Consider the following 20,377-nt stretch of genomic DNA (forward strand, 5'->3'; position numbering starts at 1 on the left):
ATCTACCTGGTGCTAACTGCGGGGGCTGTGGTGATGGCGTTTCCTTTTTACTGGATGCTGGCCACCAGCCTCAAGAGTCCTCAAGAGGCCCAGCAAGCCCGGCCTATCTGGATTCCCGAGCGGCTCAAAGTGTCCAACTGGCGAGTGGCCTGGAGCCTGGGTGCAGAGGCAGGCTCGAGCTGGTGGGGTGGTTTTGGCCCCCAGCAAAGCGTAACCCTGAAGCTCTATGCCCCCCCAGGCCCCGCGCCCCAGGTCATGGTTCCCTCACCCCCCGGGGCATTCTCCGACCCGCGCTCCGAGCAAACCGAGATAGAAGTTGCCTATCAAATAGACCACTGGGCCATTCGTTTCACCAATCGGAGCAGCGAGCACTTTCGCACCCTTCCGGCAGTCATCCTGATTTCTAAGGAATACCCCAGCTACACCCCCGAACTACCCCCGGACGCCATCCGCAGCAGTGGCGATGATTGGAGGCTCGAGTATGTCAATGTGGCCCCAGGGCTTTTGGGCTACATCTTCCACAACTACCTCGAGGCCTGGTACGCTGCCCCCTTCGCCCGGTATTTTTTCAACAGCTTTTTCACCGCAGGTTTACAGGTACTGGGTGGGTTGTTTTTAGCGGTGCTGGCAGCCTTTGCCCTGGCCCGGATTCCTTTTCCAGGCAAGTCGTGGGTGTTTGGCCTGGTTCTGGCTACCCTGATGATCCCCGGCGAGGTACTGCTAATCCCCAACTATGTGCTGCTGGCGCGGCTCGAGTGGATTGACACCTATTACGCTTTAGTTGTGCCCTGGTTGGCCTCGGTCTTTGGCATCTTCTTGTTGCGCCAGTTCTATCTCTCTCTGCCCCAGGACTTGTTCGATGCTGCCCGTATAGACGGGGCCAGCTACTGGACGCAGATATTACACATTGCGCTGCCCCTTTCGATTCCAGGGCTGATCACCTATGGCATCTTCACCTTCCTGGGGGCCTACAACGCCCTGCTCTGGCCGCTCATCGTGACCAACAGCCCGGAGATGCGCACCGTTCAGCTGGGCTTGCAGGTGTTCATCGGCGAGGCCGGCAGCGACTACGGCGCACTCATGGCAGCATCTACCGTTTCAATTTTGCCTATCATCCTGGGCTATTTTATTGCTCAGAAGCAGTTTATTCAGGGTGTGGCACGCAGTGGTATCAAGTAAAGGAGATTTGCTAGTGAGAATATTCACGATACAATATATTCGTGAAAATATTATGCAATTGTTTGCAAGCACAGCCCCTATTTGGCTACCAGTACATTTAAAGATAGCTGCAGGAAAAGCTGATGGACTCGAGTATCTTCGCTCAGCTCGGGATGAAATGTACCGGCCAGTAACTTACCGGACTGCACCAGTACAGCTTCATTCTGATGTTTGGCCAGCACCCTCACATCATCGCCAACTTTTAGGATGCGCGGCGCCCGAATAAAAAAAGCATGAAAGGGCCGGTCAAGACCCAGAATCTCTAAGTCTTCCTCAAAGCTATCGACCTGACGCCCATAGGCATTGCGCTGCACGGCGATGTTCAGGATACCCAGACGGGGCTGATCGGGAAACTCCGGTATCTCCCTGGCTAACCAGATGGCGCCCGCGCAGGTTCCCCAGACCGCGAGCGAACCCTCCTGGACACGCTCTCGCACCGCGCCCTCGAGGCCATACTCCCGCGCCAGCATACCGATTGTGGTGGACTCCCCCCCAGGCACAATTAAGCCGGCCAGGCCTTCCAGGTCCCTGGGAAGTCGCACCTCAACCGCCTCGACCCCCAGTTCTTTCAGCATCTGTTTGTGTTCACGAAAATCACCTTGAATCGCCATCACACCGATTTTCACATCCCCAATCCTATAGCAAGCTGCACGATTCGCCCAAAAAGAAAAAGGCCAGGTCAAGCCTGGCCCTGTAAATCTAGGCAGGAAATGTTATCAGGTTGACAGTGGGGCCGTGGCGGCTCTCTTCAGCCTCTGCCTTCAGGAGCTGCTTTTCGTGCTCCTCCCCCAGGGCTTTCAGCAGGCGCCCTCGAGACACAAATTGGCCCGCCAGCATGTAGTAGAAGCCTTGCTGGCCCAAGACCACCACATAGCGCACCCCAAGATGATTGCGCACAAAGGTGTTGTGCTTCAGAGCGAATCGATACATCCTGTCCAGCGCTAGCAACTCTCGTTCCTGACGGCGGCGCTTCAAAACTGGCATTAGCCAGGTAGGAATCAACACGATCAGGGCCGTGACAGCAAAGAAAACCATGCCAAAGGTTTCTGCTTTCATAGCGTTACAACTATACACTAATACGTTACGTTATTTGTAACATAGTCGTAACATGAACCCAGTACAAAATACCCTCTAACCTGTGGAGCTACGTACAACAACGTTAGGAATTTGCTCTACCCGAAAAGGAGAGCCCACAAGCTGCGCCGCTTTAAAGACCGGCCACTTCTTTCACCGAGACCGTCACCACAAAAATCTAACGTGGGCGCACTTAGAGGGAGTGCATCTTGTCGGAGCGTAGAGCGCTCTTCACAAAAATCGAGCCTCTCATGATTAGAAGTCCTTTGTCCCAGACAGAACAGTTACCGCCCGGAAACTCAAAACCCAAGCACTCGTAGGCCGAGCCCGGCCCAGGCTTGGGTGCGTAACATGCGTCTGGGCGCAGGCGCATCCTCGTTTTCGCGGGCGCCAACGCCTGTGGAGGGCACGATAATCTACCAGCCGCGCTTGGCCAGTTTTTCTTCTTCAGACAGGAAATCCAGGTTGATGCCCACCATCGCCTCACCCAGATCTTCAGATACCTCGGCCAGGACTTCGGGGTTGTTGTAGTGCGTCACCGCCCGCACAATGGCCTTGGCCCGCTTGCGGGGGTCACCCGACTTGAAAATACCCGAGCCCACAAACACCCCGTCCATGCCCAGTTGCATCATCAAAGCGGCGTCGGCTGGAGTGGCCACACCGCCCGCCGCAAAGTTCACCACCGGCAGCTTGCCGTTTTCGTGAACCCAGAGCACCAGCTCGTAGGGGGCGCCGTGGTTTTTGGCATAGGTCATGAGCTCTTCGCGGGGCAGGGCCTGAATCTGCCGGATTGCCCCCATCACGCTACGGGCATGTCGGACAGCCTCCACCACATTGCCGGTGCCAGCCTCGCCCTTGGTGCGAATCATAGCCGCCCCTTCCCCAATCCGCCGCAGGGCCTCGCCAATATCGGTGGCGCCGCATACAAAAGGCACCTGGAAGGCGTGTTTGTCGATGTGGAACGACTCGTCTGCCGGGGTCAGTACCTCGGACTCGTCGATGAAGTCTACCCCGAGTGCCTGGAGAATCTGGGCTTCCACGGTGTGCCCAATACGGCACTTGGCCATCACCGGAATCGAGACCGCTCCGATGATCTCCTTGATCAGCTTGGGATCGGACATGCGGGCCACGCCCCCCTGCGCGCGTATGTCGGCCGGCACGCGCTCGAGAGCCATAACGGCTACCGCTCCAGCCTCCTGGGCAATTTCGGCTTGCTGGGCATTGACCACATCCATGATCACGCCGCCCTTGAACATTTCAGCGAATCCGGTTTTGACCCGCAAAGTTCCTTTTTCCATAACTCCCTCCAGCAACGTAGCATAAGGCTTTTTCGTTCAGTCTCCTAGGGGTTTGGCTTACAGCCCACAACGCATAGAGACCAATCCTGGATCTGGCTACCTTCGCCAAAAACATGCAATCTGGAAAGAAGCAGCAAATATGCATTGCCAGTGTGCTGCGCTTTCTTCACCACGCAGCGGGATGGCAAGATTGTTCGTCTGGTTCACAAAGGGGAATTGTATTCTTCCTGAAAAACCGCAAAGCGGATCCTGAGCCGCCTGGAACAAAAGCTCAAGGCAGATAGGCCATGGGGTTACGAGCTGCACCGCCGACCCGCACTTCGAAGTGGAGGTGGGGGCCGGTGCTCCAGCCCGTCGAGCCCACGTAGCCAATCAAATCGCCCCGAGCGACCCACTGGCCCGGACGCACTGCAATGCGCGACATGTGGCCGTAAAGGGTCTCCTGAGCCCCACCGTGGTCGAGGATGACATGCAAACCATAGCCGAAGCGGCTCCAGCCAGCCGTATCGACCTGGCCTGCCCTGGCTGCATAGATAGGGGTACCGGTCGGTGCAGCCAGGTCTATGCCGGTGTGGAAGCGCTGGAACACCCCCCTGCGGCCATAGTAGGTGGTGATGGTGAAGTTCGTCATCGGCCAGCGGTACCCGGCTGCCGCTACTACGGCATTGGCCCGGCGCAGGCGGGGCTGGCTCTGGACTTGCTGCTGGCGTGCGCGGGCCTGTTGCTCGAGGCGCCGTTGCTCTTGTTGCTGCTTGCGGCGGGCTTCCTCCCGCTGGCGACGTTCTTCGGCCAGTCGGCGCTCTTCTTCTTCGCGGGCTTTGCGCTCCGCTTCGCGGATTTGCAGCAATCGGTCGTAGGTGGTCTTGGCCTGTATACCGGGCAGCAGTACCAGATCCCCTGCTTGCACATCGGTGGGCGAGTTCAGCGCATTGGCCTTGGCTACTTGGGCAACCGAAAGCCCAAAGCGGCTGGCCAGATCCTGGATGGTCTCGCCTGGCTTGAGGCGGACCAGCAGGCCGGGCTCCCCGGTGGGGATGTAAAGGGTGGAGCCGACCTCGAGGCGATCCAGGCTGGGCAGGCCCGGATTGGCCGAAACCAGACCCAACACCGTCAAATCGAAGCGATTGGCCACCGACTGCACCGTATCGCCCCGGCGTACGATATAGGTGCGAACACCCGGCGGCAAGCGACTTTCATCGCTGGCCTCTTCGACCAGGGGGATGCGCAGCACCTGTCCGGGACGCAAGGCAACACCCTCCAGGCCGCTGCTATACATGATGGCTCTGGCGTCTACCCGGTATCGACGCGCAATCTGGCTCAGGGTATCGCCGGGCTGAACGGTGTACAGAACCCAACCCTTGCGGGCGGGTGAGTCTACTGCAATTTCGGTTCCTGGCAGGCTGGCCTTGGCTAGGCCTATCGGTAAACCGAGTACACCTGTCGCCAGCACACTGCTCAAGAGTTCGGTTATGGCCAAAGTCAACCTCCAAAGCTACCCAGGAGCTGCCCCAAGAGGGCCCCTGGTTGGAACGACAGGATATATGGGTCTGCTATCCGTAAACCCTGTGTTCCCATTACTTCCGCAGGGAGTATACCTATTTTCCCCCCAAAGTTGCAAGGAACTCCTTGTTGGTCTTGGTACGAGACAGTCGTCCCAACAACATTTCCATGGCTTCAGCCGGATCCATATCGGCCAACACCTTGCGCAACAGCCACATTTTCTGTATGACATCCTCGCCTAAAAGCAACTCCTCGCGCCGGGTGCCCGACTTGAGGATGTCAATGGCCGGGAAGATGCGGCGTTCTTCCAGGCGACGGGAAAGGTGCAGTTCCATATTGCCCGTGCCCTTGAACTCCTCAAAAATCACATCGTCCATGCGGCTGCCGGTTTCGACCAGGGCTGTAGCCAGGATGGTCAGCGACCCGCCACCCCGAATATTGCGGGCCGCCCCCAAAAAGCGCTTGGGGAAGTGCAGCGCCGCCGAGTCCAACCCACCCGACAAGGTGCGCCCGGTAGGGGGGGTGACCAGGTTATTGGCCCGGGCCAGACGGGTGATGGAATCCAGCAAGATCAGTACGTGGCCCCCTTCTTCGACGATCCGGCGGCTGCGCTCATGCACGAATTCGGCTACCCGGATGTGGTTTTGCGGGGGTTCATCGAAGGTCGAGGCAATCACATCGGCCCCTTCCACCGACTCGCGAAAATCGGTAACCTCCTCGGGTCGTTCATCGATCAGCAAAACGATCACCTTGATATCGGGTTCGTTCCGCAAGACGGCCCGGGCCACCTTCTTCAAGAGGGTGGTTTTACCGGCTTTAGGCGGGGCCACAATCAAACCGCGCTGGCCACGCCCAATGGGAGCCAGCAGATCTATAACTCGGTTGGAAGACTCCTCGCCGGTAGTCTCGAGGATGATCTGGCGGTCGGGGAACTGCGGGATCAGGTCGTCAAACTTGGGGCGCCTGGCAGCGGCCTCGGGGTCGAGGTTGTTAACCGCTTCCACCTTCATGAGGGTGCCGTAGCGCTCATTTTCACGTGCTGGACGGGCCTTACCCACGATATAGTCGCCCGTACGAAGCTGATATTGCTTAATCAGGCCCGCTGAGACAATTACCGTGCGGGATTCCATGGTGTAGAGGCTTTCCTGTAAGAAGCCATAGCCATCCTGGCTGATTTCCAGATAGCCTTTGGCAATGGCCAGGCCCTCCTCGGTGGCCTCCTGCGATAGCAAGAGCATCACCAGCTCATCTTTGGAGAGCTTTTTGTAGTTGGGAATGCCTGCCTCAGCGGCCAGCAGGTGCAGCTCGGGCAGGATGCGGCTCGAGAGTTCCTGGTAGCTGAGGGGTACCTGGCTCTCGGCCTTGCGGCGGATTTTCTTGCCGGTGCGGGTCACGGTGACCTGGGCTTCGGCGTTGGGATCGGCTGTGGTTGTTTTTGGCATTGCACTGACTCCAGTTCTAAAAAAAGGCTTATTGGTGCTACACCCTGGCGCTGGCCCTGGCCCAGTCCTCCAGGAAAGCTTTGAGGCCCAAGTCGGTCAGGGGGTGCTTGATGAGTTGCTGAAACACCTTGGCAGGCATGGTAGCGATGTCGGCACCCAGCATGGCGGCCTGGGTCACATGACGGGGGTGGCGAATCGAGGCCGCCAGGATGCGGGTACCGAGGTTTTGTACCTGGAACAGCTCGGCAATCTCGCGGATTAAGTCCATGCCCTCCCAGGAGATGTCGTCGATACGACCCAGGAAAGGCGAAACACACCAGGCCCCGGCCTTGGCACACAAGAGGGCCTGGTTGGCCGAGAACACCAGGGTCATATTTACCCGGATACCCTCGCCAGAGAGGATTTTGCAAGCCTTGAGCCCCTCGCTGGTGGTGGGAAGTTTGACCACCACATGTTCGTCGATAGCCGCCAGGCGGCGCCCTTCCGCCACCATATCGGCTGACGTAGTCGAAACCACTTCCGCCGAGACCGGCCCCTGCACGATCTCACATATTTCTTTGATGGTGGGCTCGAGCGGACGACCTGACTTGGCTATCAAGGAAGGGTTGGTCGTAACGCCCGCCAGCACGCCCCAGGCTGCGATTTCCTTGATTTCATTTACCTCGGCAGTATCCAGATATAAGTCCATACCGCATTCACTCCTTCCCGCGTCTGACCACATTTGTGCGGATTTTTCCAGGCGAGTATATCGCTGGTTAAGGATGAGAAGCAAGAGATTGATTGTTGACGCGGGGATAGCAGCTTGCTACCATGCAGGTTAGCCGGTTGCCAGCAGTGGAATATAGCATAACACTGCACCCGGTGTAAAGGGCCCGGGGACGAGTACGCCTTCAGCGACCACAAAGCGAGCCTGGGAGGGTGCAAGCCAGGCGGCAACCTGAAAGCCGAAAATCACCCCGGTGTATTTTGGGAAGAACGAGCGGCCTGCGCTCTAATAGACCCCAACGGGTGCGCCCGAGATAGCGCAGAAGAGGGCCTGAATGAAAGCTTATGGCTGGTAGCCACATGTCCATTTTTGCTTCACCAGCTATTAGCCAAATAGCAACATTCAGGAAGTGCGGTGGTAACGCGGGAAAGCTCGGCTGAGATTCTCGTCCGCACCTGAGGAACCCGAGGGTCACAGGTCGGACTTTTTATTCATTACCCGAGATTCGGCCCTTGACCAGGGGTGGCACCTCAGAAAGGAACCGACCATGGTGGAGGAGAAAAAGCTATTCCAGGAGATTAAGGAAACCAACTTTCCCCAACTAGAAGAAAACATTCTCGCCTTCTGGCGCGACAACCACATTTTCGCCAAATCCGACCAGAAGTCCGCACCCAAGGGCGAATTTGTCTTTTACGAAGGCCCCCCAACGGCCAATGGCAAACCGGCCATGCACCACGTGCTGGCCCGTAGTTTCAAGGACATCTTTCCGCGCTACAAAACCATGCAAGGCTACCACGTCACCCGCAAGGGGGGCTGGGATACCCATGGCCTGCCGGTAGAAATTGCGGTGGAGAAAAAGCTAGGCGTGTTGGGCCGCAAAACCCTGAACCGTGATGAGATCGCGGAGTTTACCAGGCAGTGCCGCGAGTGGGTTTTTGCCAACATTGAGGACTGGAACTACTTTACCGAGCGAATGGGCATGTGGGTAGACCTGGAAAACGCCTACGTGACCTATCACAACAGCTACATCGAGTCGGTGTGGAATCTCCTGAAGCGCATGTGGGATAAAGGGATGGTGGTGCAGGACTACAAGGTAGTGCCGCTTTCACCGCGCATTTCCTCGACCCTCTCGCAAAACGAAATTGCCGATGGCTACCGCGAGGTGGACGACCCCAGCGTGTATGTGCGCTTCCCTCTAAAGCTGGAAACTACCCCCAAAGTGGTGAGCGATAAACTTCAGGCGCAAGGGGTGCGGCTCCTGGATCTGGATAACCTGGCCATTCTGGTATGGACGACAACGCCCTGGACGCTGCCTTCCAACACCATGGCTGCGGTAAATCCTGAGATGGACTACGCAGTGGTGCGCTCCCCTTCGGTGGGGCATCTGATTTTTGCAGTCGAGGCGGTGGAGCGGCTTCGCGAATTGCATAAAGAAGACCTCGAGGTGCTCGCCCTCCTCAAGGGGAAAGACCTGGAGTGGTGGGAGTACACCCCCCCTTTCCCCGAAGTGTGTGTGGAGCTGGGGGTTGTGAAGGCGCAGGGGGAAAAGCGGCCCGATGGCAAGCCGGTCATGCACTTTGTGGCCCTGGCCGACTTTGTGAGCGCCGAGGACGGTTCGGGGGTGGCCCACGAGGCCCCGGTCTACGGCGCAGAAGACCTCGAGCTTTCCCGTCAGTATGGTACGCCCCTCCTCTTCGGCACCAACGAGTACGGGATCATGCAGGTCACGGACGAGCGCGGCAAGTTTTTCAAGGAGGCCGACAAAGGACTCATTCGCATCATGAAGGAGCGGGGGGTCATGTACCACGCAGGCCAGATTCGCCACCGCTATCCCTTCCACGACCGCACCGGCGACCCCATCCTGTACTTTGCCAAGCCAAGCTGGTACATCAAGACCTCCAATTTCCGCCAGGCGCTCTACAACAACAACGAAAAGATCAACTGGATTCCCGAACACATCAAACACGGGCGATTCGGCAACTGGCTCAAGGACAACGTGGACTGGGCCATCAGCCGCGAGCGCTACTGGGGCACGCCGCTGCCCTTCTGGGTCTCGGAGGACGGCTCGGAGTACGTCTGCGTGGGAAGTGTAAAAGAGCTTTCGGAGCTGGTTGGGCGCGACCTTTCGAACCTCGACCTGCACCGCCCCTACGTGGACGAAATCACCTTTGTAAAAAACGGCAAAACCTTCCGCCGGGTGCCGGAGGTGCTCGATGTGTGGTTCGACTCCGGGGCCATGCCCTATGCCCAGTGGCATTTGCTGCTGGACCAAGAGGGCCAACCCCTCCCCGGCACCGAGGAGAACTATCGGCTCTGGCAGCGGCACTTTCCCGCCGATTACATCTGCGAGGCTATTGACCAGACTCGGGGCTGGTTCTACTCGCTGCACGCCATCTCTACCTTGCTCTATGACCAGCCCTGCTTCAAGAACGTCATCTGCTTAGGGCACCTGGTAGACGAGAAGGGTCACAAAATGTCCAAGAGCAAGGGCAATGTGGTGGAGCCCCTGCCTATGTTCGACAAGTACGGGGCCGACGCGGTGCGCTGGTACCTTTTTACCGGCTCCGAGCCCGGCGAGCAGAAGCGCTTCTCCGAGCGGCTGGTACAGGAGGCCCAGCGGGGCTTCCTGGGTACGCTGTGGAACGTCTACAGCTTCTTTGTGCTGTATGCGAACCTGGACAAGCCCGACCTGCGCAACCGCCCCCCGGTGGAGGCGCGGCCCGAGATGGATCGCTGGCTGGTGGCCCGCCAGCAGCAGCTTATCGAGCGGGTAACGGCAACGTTGGATGTTTACGATGCCAGAGGTGCGGGAAAGGAACTCGAGCAGTTTGTCGAGGAACTTTCCAACTGGTACGTGCGCCGCAACCGCCGCCGCTTCTGGAAAAACGAGGATGCCGCCGACCGGGAGTCGGCCTACGCTACGCTATGGGAAGCTCTGGTGGTGGTGGCCCAGATGGCTGCACCTTTCACTCCCTTTGTGGCCGAGGCCCTGTGGCAAAACCTGGTGCGTTCGGTTCTGCCTGAAGCCCCTGAATCGGTACACCTGTCGGATTGGCCCAAAGCCGACTCCAGGCTCCTGGACGAGACCCTGCTCACCCAGATGGGCGCGGTGGTAAAGGTGGTGGGGCTGGCCCGAAGTGCGCGGGCCATCAGCGGCATCAAGACCCGGATGCCCCTGCCCAGGGTACTGGTAACAGCCCCCACCGAGGCCGAACTAGCCGGACTGCGCCATTTTGCCGACGAAATTGCCGAAGAACTCAACGTCAAGCAGGTCGAGGTACTGGCCCTGGGGGAGGAGCTGCTCACCTACCGGGTACTGCCGAACCTGCCGGTGATGGGTAAGAAGTACGGCAAACTGGTTCCAGCGATTCGGGCTGCCCTGGCCGAACTTGACAGCAGGATGGTGGCGAAAACCATCAAGGCTGGGCATGGCGTCCGCCTCGAGTTGGGCACCCTGGATGGCTCTGTCATCAGCCTTGCCCCAGAAGAGCTGCTGCTGGAGGCCCTCTCGCCCGAAGGCTACTCAGCCCAGGAGCAGGATGGCTATCTGGCCGCGCTCGAGGTCAGGCTAGACGAGCAACTGCTGCTCGAGGGCCTGAGCCGCGACCTGATCCGCCTGGTGCAGCAGGCCCGCAAGGAAATGGGCCTGAATGTATCGGATCGCATTCACCTGACCTATGCTGCCGAGGGCAAATACGCCGAGTCGCTGGTGCAGTTTGGCCCCAGACTCCAGGAGGAAACCCTGGCCCTCTCGCTTGTCCAGGCTGAGCCGGTTGGCTTTATTACGGAACTATCCGATGAAGAGGGTACCGTCAAATTTGGGCTCAGCAAGGCCTGAATAATACCAGATTCGGTTAGTTCGGCGCCGGATGGCGCCGAACTAACCGGGCCGAAGTTATCCGCGTAGCGGAGGGCGTAAGCCCCTTGGAAGTTATCCGCGTAGCGGAGGGCGTAAGTCCCTTTGGAAGGAAGACGCTTTTTTCGCCGACCGTTCGGGAGGGGTGTGCTCTAGGATTCAAAAAGATAGCCTCTGGGGGATCTTTGGTTTGGATGATTATCTTTTTGAATCCGGTATAACCTGACTGATCAGCGGGTAGGCTTGAAGAAGTCGGCCTCAGTAAAGGTCAAATTGATCTCCACCTCCATCAGCTCGCCCCTGGCGGTCAGCGCCCCATCGATATAGTTTTCCCACTTTTGCGGCAGGCGCACGCCCTGCACAGTCTGGTAGTTGGAAAAGAAAGTAATGCTCTCCCCTACGCCAGGAATGGTCAGGCGCTCACCCAGAAGTAAACCATCGGCGCCGAATAGATAGGTGCTCACCCAGCCCTGGGTACTGACGGTCAGCAGGCGGCCGGTCTGGTTGCGCAGGCTGCCCTGTGACACACTGGCCCGCTCGCGGTTGCTGCTACCGTATTTGAGGCCCAGCCAGCCGGTGTAGAGGCTCGAGCGCAGGATCTCCCGCTCTCTTGCAGGCAGAGGCCTGAGCGACGTCTCCCGACTCCAAAAAAAGCTCTCCTGGGGGCTGTATTGCTGCAAGGCCAGCGGAATAGGGTTTGGGTTATTGAGGCTCTGGGGGTCGTAGATCTCCAGGCGCACCCGGCTGTTGGCAAAATCCACGAGTAGCAAGGTCACGATGCGGCTCTCCTCCTTGCCATCGGGGGTGTAGTAGATGTTGGTGGTCACTTCGCGGTAGGTTTTGAGGTTGGTCAGGGCCGATCCGCCCAGCACTGTGCGGCCCCGCTCCAGAAGCTGAGCCGCCTCGAGCGAAACCTGGGCCAGGGCCAGGCTGCCAAACAAAATCAACAGCCAGCTAAAGGCAAATCGATGCATACGAATGAACTTAGCACGTAAATAGTTCAAATTCCATGCGCCATATTTGTTACTATTTTCACGATAATACGTGTTCGTGAAAAAAATATCGGCCCGCATTTGAAGCGTGGGGTAAAGTTCTGGTCGTGGACTTCAACCTGCTGCTAGACAAATACAACCTCAATGCGCTTTTTATCTCTAGTCCCCACAATGTTCGCTACCTATCGGGCTTTGTTGAAGGCAAGGATGCCAAGATTGTTATTACCCACAGCGGCGCCACCCTGATCACCGACGGTCGTTACATTCTGGAAGCCGGCCAACAACGCCTTCCCCATCGCATCCTGCTGAAACGCACAGAGATGAACCGGCTGCTTGGCGAGTTCTTTCAGGGTCGGATCGGCATCGAGGCCGAACACCTGAGCGTGGCCACCCTGGAAAGCTTTAAGAAGGACTTTCCAGACCTCGAGTTCGTCTCTACCTACGGAATTATCGAAGACCAGCGCAAGCGTAAAACCCCTGAGGAAATTGCTCATATTCGCAAAGCTGCCGAACTGGCCGACCGGGGTTTTGAGCATATCTTGCCTTTCATTAAACCTGGTGTGCGCGAGATCGAAGTGGCGCTGGAGCTCGAGTTCTTCCTGCGCAAGAACGGCTCCGAAGGACTGGCCTTTGGTACGACCGTGGCCTCGGGGGAGCGTGGCGCCAGGCCACACGGGGGGGCCAGCGAACGCAAAATAGAGCCGGGGGAGCTGGTCACACTGGATTTTGGCTGTGTGGTGGGCGGCTACTGCTCCGACATGACCCGCACTGTGGCGGTGGGCAAGGTTTCGCCAGAGCTCCAGCGCATTTATCAGGCTGTACTCGAGGCCCAAACACTTGCGCTCGAGGCCGTTGCCCCGGGTAAGAAGGGCCAGGAGCTTGATGCGCTGGCCCGAGCGCACCTCACCAGCCGGGGCTACGGCGAATACTTCACCCACGGGCTGGGGCACGGGGTGGGCCTGTTTATTCACGAGGCGCCCGGTCTGGGCCAGACCTCGGAGGATGTACTCGAGGCCGGTAACATAATCACCATCGAACCGGGGGTCTATATCCCCCAGGTGGGCGGTTGCCGCATTGAAGACCTGGTATTGGTCAGCGCACAGGGGCACGAAATCCTTTCCAAAAGCCCCAAACACTTGATCGAGCTATGAGACGCTGGCTTGCCCTGTTGTTGTTTTGCGGACTGACCTGGGGACAGGGGTATGTGGTCCAGCCCGGCGATACGCTGGAGCGAATTGCCCGTTTGTTCCAGGTGAGTGTAGCCGAGCTGATGATGCTCAACGGCCTGATCGAAGACCCCCTGCCCGTCGGGCTGGAGCTGGAAATTCCTGCATCGAACTGGGACCCAATGAACCTGGAGGTGCTCCCCCTGCCCGACCCCGTTCAAGAAACAGCGCCGGCTCTGTGGGTCTTCATCCGTCCGCCCCTGGCCCCGGAGGAACCCAAAGCGCCCGGTTCTGCGGCCGGTTCGATTCAGCAGGGCTGGGCCTCCTGGTACGGGCCCCGGTTTCATGGCCGCCGTACCGCCAACGGGGAGCGATTCAACAAGTTTCATCTGACCGCTGCCCATCGCACCCTGCCCTTCAACACCCGAGTTCGAGTGACCAACCTGCAAAATGGTCGAAGCATCGTAGTGCGCATCAACGACCGGGGCCCTTATATTCGCGGCCGGATCATAGACCTCTCTTATGCTGCTGCACGACAGCTAGGAATGCATCTGCGCGGGGTTATTCAGGTAAAGGTGGAGATCCTCAGGTGAAATACGGTTTTCATGTGTCCATTGCCGGCAAGCTGGGCGTTGCCGGGGCCGCCGAGGAGGCCCACCTGCTCGGCCTGAGCGCTATTCAGATTTTTGCCAAAAGCCCGCGCAGTTGGAAAACCCGCAGCTTGAAAGCAGGCGAGGTCGAGGGCTTTAGAGCCCGTAAGGAGAACCTGGGCGGCTTGCCCACGGTCATTCACGCTTCTTATTTAGTGAACCTGGCCGCCGAGGGCGAACTATGGGAAAAAAGTGTGTTCAGCCTCGCCGACGACCTGGCCAAAGCCCAGATGCTGGGCATCGAGTATGTGGTGGTGCATCCGGGTTCGGGGCCCGCCGAAAAAGCCAGGACAGGTGCTTTGAAAGCCCGCGAACTGGCTGGACTCGGTAGAAACGGGCCCTGGCTGTTGCTCGAGAACACCGCGGGGGGGGGCGAAAAGCTGGGGGCTAACCTGCACACCCTGGCCGAGCTGGTCGAGGGTACTTCGCTCGGGGTTTGTTTCGACACCTGCCATGCCTTTGCCGCCGGCTACAACCTTGCAGAAGCCCTGGAGGCGCTCGAGCAGACCATTGGCCTGCAGCGGGTACCGGTAATCCATCTCAACGATTCGGTGGGCGAACGGGGTTCACAGATTGACCACCACGCCAACCTGATGGAAGGCAAGATTGGCGAGGAGCTTATGGACTTTGTACTCGACCTCCGCCTTAAGGACAAGATTTTCATCATGGAAACCCCGCGTGGCACCCTCGAGGATGCCCACAACCTGCGGGTTTTGCGCGGATGGCTGGGTTTGTCAGAGTCGCTCTCTTGAACCGCCCCTAGACGATGGGGTATCGGCTATCAGCTTCTTGAGCACGCTACAAACCAAACAGGCCGAAGAACTGGGTGCGCACCGTGCTCAGAAAGGTGCTCAGTGGTTGGCGGAACACCGTTAGCAACAGTAACATAGCCACAATTGCGTAGGTCGGGTTCATCTCCAGTCGCCAGATGTAGGGGTGCCAGCGCAAGGGTAAAAAACTCTGCAAAATTTTGGAACCGTCCAGGGGTGGGATGGGCAAAAGGTTGAAGACGGCCAGGGTCAGGTTGATGCTGGCCGCCACCACCGCTGCCTGAATCAGCACCCTAATGAAACCTTGTGGATTTTGCAAATAACCCGCATCGAGCATCCAGCGCAGGAGAAACGCCAGGGTGGTGGCGATGAGCAAATTAATCACGATGCCTGCTATGGAGACCAAAAAGAGCCCCACCCGGTAGTGGCGAAAGTTGGGGGGATAGATCGGAACCGGCCTGGCCCAACCAAACCCCACCAGCAGAATCATGACCGAACCAATCAGGTCGAGGTGCTTGAGCGGGTTGAGGCTCACGCGGCCTTGCTCTTTGGCGGTAGTATCGCCCATCCAGAGCGCGCTGATGGCATGACCCCATTCGTGCAGGGCCAAGGAAAGCATCAGCACCAGCGCCACCAGCACAAAAGCCAGGGGGTCGCTTTGCAGCAGCGGTAGCAGGCCCATCTACAACCCGATGGCCGCAAAAAGGCCATTGAGCAAACCGCTCAGGCCTGCCCGGATGGCGGGTAGAATGCCACTCAGGTTCAAAACCAGAAAAATCAGGAAGAAGCCCACAAAGCCATAGCTCTGAAGCTGATCCATGAAGCGGCGAGCCTCGGCGCTGCCGATGGCATAGACCACCCTGGCACCATCCAGCGGTGGTACCGGGAACAAGAACACCGCCGCGTGGCCGACCATGAGGGAACCGGCTACCTGCATACCCAGGGCGATGCTCGAGGTGGCCGGGCCCACCCCTTCCAAAAGCCTGCCAATGAGGATATAGAAAAAAGCTGCCATAAAAAACCCCAGCGGCCCCATCAGTGCGGTCTGGGCACCCTTGGGGCCAAAGAGCCGCCAGGGCACCAAGCGGGGAAACCCAAAGCCAATCAAGGCCAGGAAAATGAGCCCCAGGCCATCCAGGTGCACCCTGGGCTCCACCGTCAGAAAACCGTAGCGCCGGGGGTCGCCATCTTTGTAGCGGTCGGCCAGATATGCTTGAAACAGGTTGTGCACGACCAGGCCAAAAGCACCTGCTGCAAACGCAACCAGATAAGCCAGGGGGTCTCTACCAAGAAGTTCGAAGAAAAACATGTCGTTACCAGTTTACGGGTTTTAGGCCCAAAGATTGACTGTCCAGACCCAGTGGGGTGTGTCCTAGATTTAGGCAACTAGGCTGCAGTAGGGAAAGCGCCGTGTCGGACGGCGTGGAAAGGTGTGACGGGGCTGTAGGAGAAGAACCGCGAGCGGACCAGGGCCTTAGCGCTCGCTCCGGATTCGCTCCAGTGGGCCCCGGTGATCTTGAGTCTTTGGCCGATGACGTGCTTGTTGGCGCCTTCGATCTGACCTGAGCCGATGACCTCAATACCTTCCCGCTCGAAGCGGGGATAGTCGGTGTGGTCGAGGTGGGCCTGCTTTTGCAAGAAGCGGAGGGCTTGATGGGCCTCTGGGTTGATGGGCTGATCGCGGAGGTTGAGGTTGAGCCAGCGCTGGATACTTATCTCTCCCCGAAGCAGAGCCTGTCGCTGTTCTTGACGGTGAGCCTCGGAATAACCGAGTCCCGTCATCAGGGTGTCGAGGTAGGTGCTGGCGTGGTAGACATCCAAGATGTGTCGGTGAACCCCCAGTTCGCCAAAGAGTTCGGCGATCCAGGCCGCCCCGTCACTGAGGCCAATCAGGGAGTCGGATTGGCGAACGCCCGCATGGCGGAGCAGGCCATGCACCTGGGGGGCGAACGCTGTGGCGGTGGTTAGGGCACTCACGTAGTACCGCTGGCTTGGGCAGCGCATCGGGTACACTACCGCACTTTTGACCTCCCGCCACTCGATGCCGCCCTCCACCTGGGCCGCCACCAGACAGCCATCCACCTCCACACACCAGCGCCGGCCCCGTTCCCCCTCCCGCCCCCTCAAGGGCTGCTGCGCCAGTTGGGTTAGCCTTTCACGACTCAGCTCTTGCTCGTGCTGCTCCAGCCGAATCCCCAGCACCTGCAACGAACTCTTGCCCACCTTCACCCCCCACTCCCCCAACCACGCCTCAGCCTCTCGGTAGGACATCCGTAGGGTCGTCCCATGTATACGCCGGAGGCACTCCGGCAAGTAGCCGCTCTCATCCAGGCTCTCGTCGCGATACCCCTGGCCCTGATGACCACACCCGCAGCGATACCGATACCGCTGCACCTCCACCTCTCCCCACAGGCTCCCTACCTTCACCCGATGGCTTCGGCTACCCCTCAGCTCCTTCCCGCATCCTCCGCACGTTTTTTTTTGACCCCTTTGCCCTCTCCTCCGCTTCCTGTACCCCGCTCTCCCTTTTCCACCATCTCCTGCATCATCAGCCGCTGGATCTGTTTGCCAAACTCAATCACCAGCAACTCCTGCTCGGCTATACTCTTCCCCTCTCCCAGCCGCTCGTACTCATCCACCAACTGATGCATCCGTTCCCGTATTTCGCTCATTCCAACAGTTTAGGCTGTTTGCCTATTTTTAGGACACACCCGACCCAGTGGGTGGGGCGGGTGTTCGTAACCCACTGTTGTTGAAGACCATAGCCAGTGCGTCCAACAGGCCACTCATTCCGACATACGGGTAGTCACAAAGTTGGTGTAAATGGCCCCCCGCTTGTAGAAGGCATTGTCCATGACCTTGAGATGGAAGGGCACGGTGGTCTTGACCCCAGGCCCCTCGATGACGGTCTCGGCTAGCGCCCGGCGCATCCGGGCAATGGCCTCCTCCCGATTCTCGCCATGCACAATGAGTTTAGCCACCAGCGAGTCGTAGTTGGGCGGGATGCTGTAGCCAGCATACAGGTGGGAATCCACCCGCACACCGGTGCCGCCAGGGAAGTGCAGGGTTTCGATCTTGCCTATGCTGGGGCGGAAGTCCTTCTCGTAGTCCTCTGCATTCAGGCGACACTCGATGGCGTGACCCCTGAGCTGGATATCGCTTTGCTGCAGAGTAAAAGGCTCACCCGCAGCTATTTTTATCTGGAGCTTGACCAGATCGAGACCCGAAATCATCTCGGAGACACAGTGTTCGACCTGTATGCGGGTGTTCATCTCCATGAAGTAGAAATTACCGTCGGGATCTACGATAAACTCGAGCGTTCCCGCACCCTGGTAGTTGACATATTTGGCCAGGCGCACACCCGCTGCCAGAATCTCCTGGCGCAAGGACTCCTCGAGGCGGCTGGGCGCTTCCTCGATAAGCTTCTGATTGCGGCGCTGGATCGAGCAGTCGCGTTCGCCCACGTGCACCACATGGCCCTTCCCATCCCCCATTACCTGCACTTCCACATGCCGAAACAGTTCGATGTATTTCTCCAGGATGAGGGAAGGATCCGAGAAGTAGTTCTGGGCCTCGACCTGGGCCTGGGCAAAGGCAGTTTTCATCTCCTCGGAAGAACGCACTACTTTCTGGCCACGCCCTCCGCCCCCCGCGCTGGCTTTTAGCAGCACCGGGTAGCCGATCTTTTCTGCGGCTTCAAGGGCCTCTTCCACCGATTGCAAAACCCCCGTACCCGGAACGGTGGGCACGTTGGATTTGGCGGCAATCTCCCGTCCCCCCGCTTTGGAGCCCAGGCTATGCATGGACTCCGGGGTAGGGCCGATGAAGACGATCCCGTGGTCGCGGCACATCTCGGCAAACTGAGGGTTTTCCGCCAGGAAACCATAGCCGGGGTGAATAGCTTCGGCCCCAGAGATAATCGCTGCAGACAATAAATTGGGAATATTTAGGTAGCTCTGGGCCGAAGGGGGCGGCCCAATGCAGATGGCCTCGTCGGCCAGCAAAACAGGCAGCGACTGGCTATCGGCTTCGCTGTGGGCCACCACCACCTTAATCCCCAACTCCCGCGCAGCCCGCAATACCCGCAGGGCAATCTCACCTCGGTTGGCAACCATTATTTTCTTAAACATAAAGGGCTCTCCAGACGCACTGGTAGCGCATTGCGGTAGTTAGCCATCAGCACTTATGCCGGCTCGATCAAAAATAGGACTTGGCCGTACTCAATAGGCTCCCCATTGGCAACCAGAATTTTCCTCACCACACCTGATACTTCGCTTTCGATTTCGTTCATGAGCTTCATGGCCTCGATGATGCATAAAACCTGGCCTTTTTTAACGGTGTCCCCTTCCTTGACAAAGGGTTCAGCATCGGGGGAGGGCGCACGGTAAAACGTACCCACGATGGGCGCCTTGACTTCGATGTATTTGCTGGTGTCTTCCTTGGGCGTTTCGACCCTGGGAGCTGGCGTTGGGGCCGGTGCCGCCGCAGGGGTTGGGGCTGGGGTGGCAACCGGCGCATGGCTCACAGCTTGCGCTGCCGGAGCCACCGCTGGCGGCTGGATCACCACAGGCGCTGGGGCAGCCACATATTGCACCTCACCACCACGCTTGACGGTGAGTTTGTAATCGGGGGTCTCGAGGGTCAACTCGGACACCTCATGTTCTTGCAGGGCTTGGAGGATGGACTTCAGTTCCTTTGCGTTCATGACTGCCTCCGAAACAGCACTGAGCTATAGCTTCATAGACTGCCTATAGAAGTATAAGCCCCAGAGGTTGGTTTTACTGATTGCAGGCAGGTATATATGGCCGTGCGCTCCAACAAAAAAATGCCCGCCGGCAAGGAAGGATTAAGGGCTTCAACTAAGCTATCTGGCCCTGGCTTGGCTTTCTATAGAGCCTGAACGGGCTGGTTTAGTCCAACATAACAGCAGTATGGCGTTTTTGGCCGTGCTAGGTACATAACAACGTGCTAAGCACGCCGCTATGGTTAAGAGTGCGATAAGAGTGCGGGTTCGAGACCCGACTCAGGCACGACCGAGGTATTCCCCGGTACGGGTATCCACCCGAATAACCTGTTCATTTTCGACAAACAGCGGTACCTGCACCACTGCTCCAGTCTCGAGGGTAGCGGGTTTGGTACCCCCCGAAACCGTATCTCCTCGCACTCCAGGGGGCGTATCGATAATTTTAAGCTCAACCGAAGCAGGCAAGGTAATGTCCAAAGGACGGCCGTTGTACATGGCTCCCTGCACCGTCATGCCTTCTTTTAGGAACTTAGTGGCCTCGGAAATATCCCGTGAGACATGGAACTGCTCGTAGGTTTCCAGATCCATGAATACCAGTTCATCCCCTTCCGGATAAAGGTACTGAAGATCTTTGGTCTCAACGTAGATGTCCTCGAGTTTCTCACCCGAGTTGAATGAGCGCTCTACGGTTGCGCCGGTCTCGAGGTTTTTGAACTTGGCGACCACTTTGGCGCCGCCCCGTCCAATTTTCTGGTGCTGATAGTCCACGCACTGCCAGAGTGCTCCATCCATCTTGACTTTAGTTCCATTCCGCAGGTCGGTAACGCTAATCATTTGCCCTCCTCGTACCCAAACCAAGAGTGTACAGGATGAAGCTAGCAAAGAAAAGGTGAACCGACTTATAAGCATCCCATCACAGGGAAAAAGGCCATTCCTGAGTTAAGCTATCGCAGCGAGGCCG

General features: G+C 58.2%; 19 protein-coding genes. 5 read left to right on the forward strand and 14 right to left on the reverse strand.

Annotated elements, in window-relative coordinates:
* Positions 1 to 33 precede the first annotated feature (33 nt).
* Complete coding sequence (locus tag Q0X23_RS14595; RefSeq protein ID WP_374707483.1) at positions 34 to 1,179, forward strand: carbohydrate ABC transporter permease; 1,146 nt, start codon at positions 34 to 36, stop codon at positions 1,177 to 1,179.
* A gap of 77 nt (positions 1,180 to 1,256) precedes the next feature.
* Here the strand turns inward: Q0X23_RS14595 and pdxT are convergent, their stop codons facing one another.
* From pdxT to fsa, 6 genes are all read right to left on the reverse strand, one after another.
* Positions 1,257 to 1,829, reverse strand: coding sequence for a pyridoxal 5'-phosphate synthase glutaminase subunit PdxT (pdxT, locus tag Q0X23_RS14600; protein WP_374707484.1), 573 nt, complete (start codon positions 1,827 to 1,829; stop codon positions 1,257 to 1,259).
* Between the two features lie 88 nt (positions 1,830 to 1,917).
* On the reverse strand, positions 1,918 to 2,274 hold the full coding sequence (locus tag Q0X23_RS14605; protein ID WP_297860956.1) for a hypothetical protein: 357 nt from the start codon (positions 2,272 to 2,274) through the stop codon (positions 1,918 to 1,920).
* Positions 2,275 to 2,708: 434 nt separating this feature from the next.
* Entirely contained in the window at positions 2,709 to 3,590 is an 882-nt protein-coding gene (gene pdxS / locus Q0X23_RS14610) for a pyridoxal 5'-phosphate synthase lyase subunit PdxS (protein WP_297860957.1), read from the reverse strand.
* Positions 3,591 to 3,861: 271 nt separating this feature from the next.
* Positions 3,862 to 5,067, reverse strand: coding sequence for a peptidoglycan DD-metalloendopeptidase family protein (locus Q0X23_RS14615; protein WP_374707462.1), 1,206 nt, complete (start codon positions 5,065 to 5,067; stop codon positions 3,862 to 3,864).
* Between the two features lie 118 nt (positions 5,068 to 5,185).
* On the reverse strand, positions 5,186 to 6,463 hold the full coding sequence (gene rho, locus Q0X23_RS14620; protein WP_297861241.1) for a transcription termination factor Rho: 1,278 nt from the start codon (positions 6,461 to 6,463) through the stop codon (positions 5,186 to 5,188).
* A gap of 106 nt (positions 6,464 to 6,569) precedes the next feature.
* Complete coding sequence (fsa, locus tag Q0X23_RS14625; RefSeq protein WP_297860958.1) at positions 6,570 to 7,220, reverse strand: fructose-6-phosphate aldolase; 651 nt, start codon at positions 7,218 to 7,220, stop codon at positions 6,570 to 6,572.
* A gap of 565 nt (positions 7,221 to 7,785) precedes the next feature.
* Here fsa and ileS point away from each other — a divergent pair.
* Positions 7,786 to 11,076 carry an isoleucine--tRNA ligase gene (gene ileS / locus Q0X23_RS14630; protein ID WP_297860959.1) on the forward strand — a complete coding sequence of 1,097 codons (3,291 nt, stop codon included), beginning with the start codon at positions 7,786 to 7,788 and terminating at the stop codon, positions 11,074 to 11,076.
* Positions 11,077 to 11,324: 248 nt separating this feature from the next.
* On the opposite strand, the gene Q0X23_RS14635 is transcribed toward ileS, so the two are convergent.
* Positions 11,325 to 12,068 (reverse strand): hypothetical protein, encoded by a 744-nt coding sequence (locus Q0X23_RS14635; RefSeq protein WP_297860960.1) that lies wholly within the window; start codon positions 12,066 to 12,068, stop codon positions 11,325 to 11,327.
* A gap of 125 nt (positions 12,069 to 12,193) precedes the next feature.
* Between Q0X23_RS14635 and Q0X23_RS14640 the strand changes: the two genes are divergently transcribed.
* The 3 genes from Q0X23_RS14640 to Q0X23_RS14650 are packed head-to-tail and all read left to right on the forward strand — an operon-like array spanning position 12,194 to position 14,654.
* Positions 12,194 to 13,237: a Xaa-Pro peptidase family protein gene (locus Q0X23_RS14640; protein ID WP_297860961.1), complete on the forward strand. Its 1,044-nt coding sequence runs from the start codon at positions 12,194 to 12,196 to the stop codon at positions 13,235 to 13,237.
* Complete coding sequence (locus Q0X23_RS14645) at positions 13,234 to 13,845, forward strand: septal ring lytic transglycosylase RlpA family protein (protein ID WP_297860962.1); 612 nt, start codon at positions 13,234 to 13,236, stop codon at positions 13,843 to 13,845. The genes Q0X23_RS14640 and Q0X23_RS14645 overlap by 4 nt, the downstream gene beginning before the upstream one ends.
* Positions 13,842 to 14,654 carry a deoxyribonuclease IV gene (locus Q0X23_RS14650; protein WP_297860963.1) on the forward strand — a complete coding sequence of 271 codons (813 nt, stop codon included), beginning with the start codon at positions 13,842 to 13,844 and terminating at the stop codon, positions 14,652 to 14,654. Before Q0X23_RS14645 ends, Q0X23_RS14650 begins: the two co-directional genes overlap by 4 nt.
* 46 nt (positions 14,655 to 14,700) lie before the next feature.
* On the opposite strand, the gene Q0X23_RS14655 is transcribed toward Q0X23_RS14650, so the two are convergent.
* From Q0X23_RS14655 to efp, 7 genes are all read right to left on the reverse strand, one after another.
* Positions 14,701 to 15,354, reverse strand: coding sequence for a site-2 protease family protein (locus tag Q0X23_RS14655; protein ID WP_374707463.1), 654 nt, complete (start codon positions 15,352 to 15,354; stop codon positions 14,701 to 14,703).
* On the reverse strand, positions 15,355 to 15,981 hold the full coding sequence (locus Q0X23_RS14660; RefSeq protein WP_297860964.1) for a site-2 protease family protein: 627 nt from the start codon (positions 15,979 to 15,981) through the stop codon (positions 15,355 to 15,357).
* Between the two features lie 77 nt (positions 15,982 to 16,058).
* The gene (locus Q0X23_RS14665) at positions 16,059 to 16,943 is read right to left on the reverse strand and encodes a hypothetical protein (protein ID WP_297860001.1); all 885 of its coding nucleotides are present in this window, start codon (positions 16,941 to 16,943) and stop codon (positions 16,059 to 16,061) included.
* A 176-nt stretch (positions 16,944 to 17,119) separates the two neighbouring features.
* On the reverse strand, positions 17,120 to 17,344 hold the full coding sequence (locus Q0X23_RS14670; protein ID WP_119342520.1) for a hypothetical protein: 225 nt from the start codon (positions 17,342 to 17,344) through the stop codon (positions 17,120 to 17,122).
* 114 nt (positions 17,345 to 17,458) lie between these two features.
* Positions 17,459 to 18,802 carry an acetyl-CoA carboxylase biotin carboxylase subunit gene (accC, locus tag Q0X23_RS14675; protein ID WP_297860965.1) on the reverse strand — a complete coding sequence of 448 codons (1,344 nt, stop codon included), beginning with the start codon at positions 18,800 to 18,802 and terminating at the stop codon, positions 17,459 to 17,461.
* A 53-nt stretch (positions 18,803 to 18,855) separates the two neighbouring features.
* Complete coding sequence (gene accB / locus Q0X23_RS14680) at positions 18,856 to 19,377, reverse strand: acetyl-CoA carboxylase biotin carboxyl carrier protein (protein WP_297860966.1); 522 nt, start codon at positions 19,375 to 19,377, stop codon at positions 18,856 to 18,858.
* Positions 19,378 to 19,695: 318 nt separating this feature from the next.
* The gene (efp, locus tag Q0X23_RS14685; protein ID WP_119339317.1) at positions 19,696 to 20,250 is read right to left on the reverse strand and encodes an elongation factor P; all 555 of its coding nucleotides are present in this window, start codon (positions 20,248 to 20,250) and stop codon (positions 19,696 to 19,698) included.
* Positions 20,251 to 20,377 lie beyond the last annotated feature (127 nt).

The organism is Meiothermus sp. (genome assembly GCF_026004115.1).
GTDB lineage: Bacteria > Deinococcota > Deinococci > Deinococcales > Thermaceae > Meiothermus.

Excerpts from the sequence above, each read along its gene's own strand:
- accB (WP_297860966.1), bottom strand. The coding sequence starts at position 19,377 with ATGAACGCAAAGGAACTGAAGTCCATCCTCCAAGCCCTGCAAGAACAT.
- Q0X23_RS14665 (WP_297860001.1), bottom strand. The coding sequence starts at position 16,943 with ATGTCCTACCGAGAGGCTGAGGCGTGGTTGGGGGAGTGGGGGGTGAAG.
- Q0X23_RS14645 (WP_297860962.1), top strand. The coding sequence starts at position 13,234 with ATGAGACGCTGGCTTGCCCTGTTGTTGTTTTGCGGACTGACCTGGGGA.
- Q0X23_RS14655 (WP_374707463.1), bottom strand. The coding sequence starts at position 15,354 with ATGGGCCTGCTACCGCTGCTGCAAAGCGACCCCCTGGCTTTTGTGCTG.
- Q0X23_RS14635 (WP_297860960.1), bottom strand. The coding sequence starts at position 12,068 with ATGCATCGATTTGCCTTTAGCTGGCTGTTGATTTTGTTTGGCAGCCTG.
- fsa (WP_297860958.1), bottom strand. The coding sequence starts at position 7,220 with ATGGACTTATATCTGGATACTGCCGAGGTAAATGAAATCAAGGAAATC.
- Q0X23_RS14660 (WP_297860964.1), bottom strand. The coding sequence starts at position 15,981 with ATGTTTTTCTTCGAACTTCTTGGTAGAGACCCCCTGGCTTATCTGGTT.
- pdxT (WP_374707484.1), bottom strand. The coding sequence starts at position 1,829 with ATGGCGATTCAAGGTGATTTTCGTGAACACAAACAGATGCTGAAAGAA.
- pdxS (WP_297860957.1), bottom strand. The coding sequence starts at position 3,590 with ATGGAAAAAGGAACTTTGCGGGTCAAAACCGGATTCGCTGAAATGTTC.
- Q0X23_RS14670 (WP_119342520.1), bottom strand. The coding sequence starts at position 17,344 with ATGAGCGAAATACGGGAACGGATGCATCAGTTGGTGGATGAGTACGAG.
- Q0X23_RS14595 (WP_374707483.1), top strand. The coding sequence starts at position 34 with ATGGCGTTTCCTTTTTACTGGATGCTGGCCACCAGCCTCAAGAGTCCT.
- efp (WP_119339317.1), bottom strand. The coding sequence starts at position 20,250 with ATGATTAGCGTTACCGACCTGCGGAATGGAACTAAAGTCAAGATGGAT.
- Q0X23_RS14605 (WP_297860956.1), bottom strand. The coding sequence starts at position 2,274 with ATGAAAGCAGAAACCTTTGGCATGGTTTTCTTTGCTGTCACGGCCCTG.
- ileS (WP_297860959.1), top strand. The coding sequence starts at position 7,786 with ATGGTGGAGGAGAAAAAGCTATTCCAGGAGATTAAGGAAACCAACTTT.
- accC (WP_297860965.1), bottom strand. The coding sequence starts at position 18,802 with ATGTTTAAGAAAATAATGGTTGCCAACCGAGGTGAGATTGCCCTGCGG.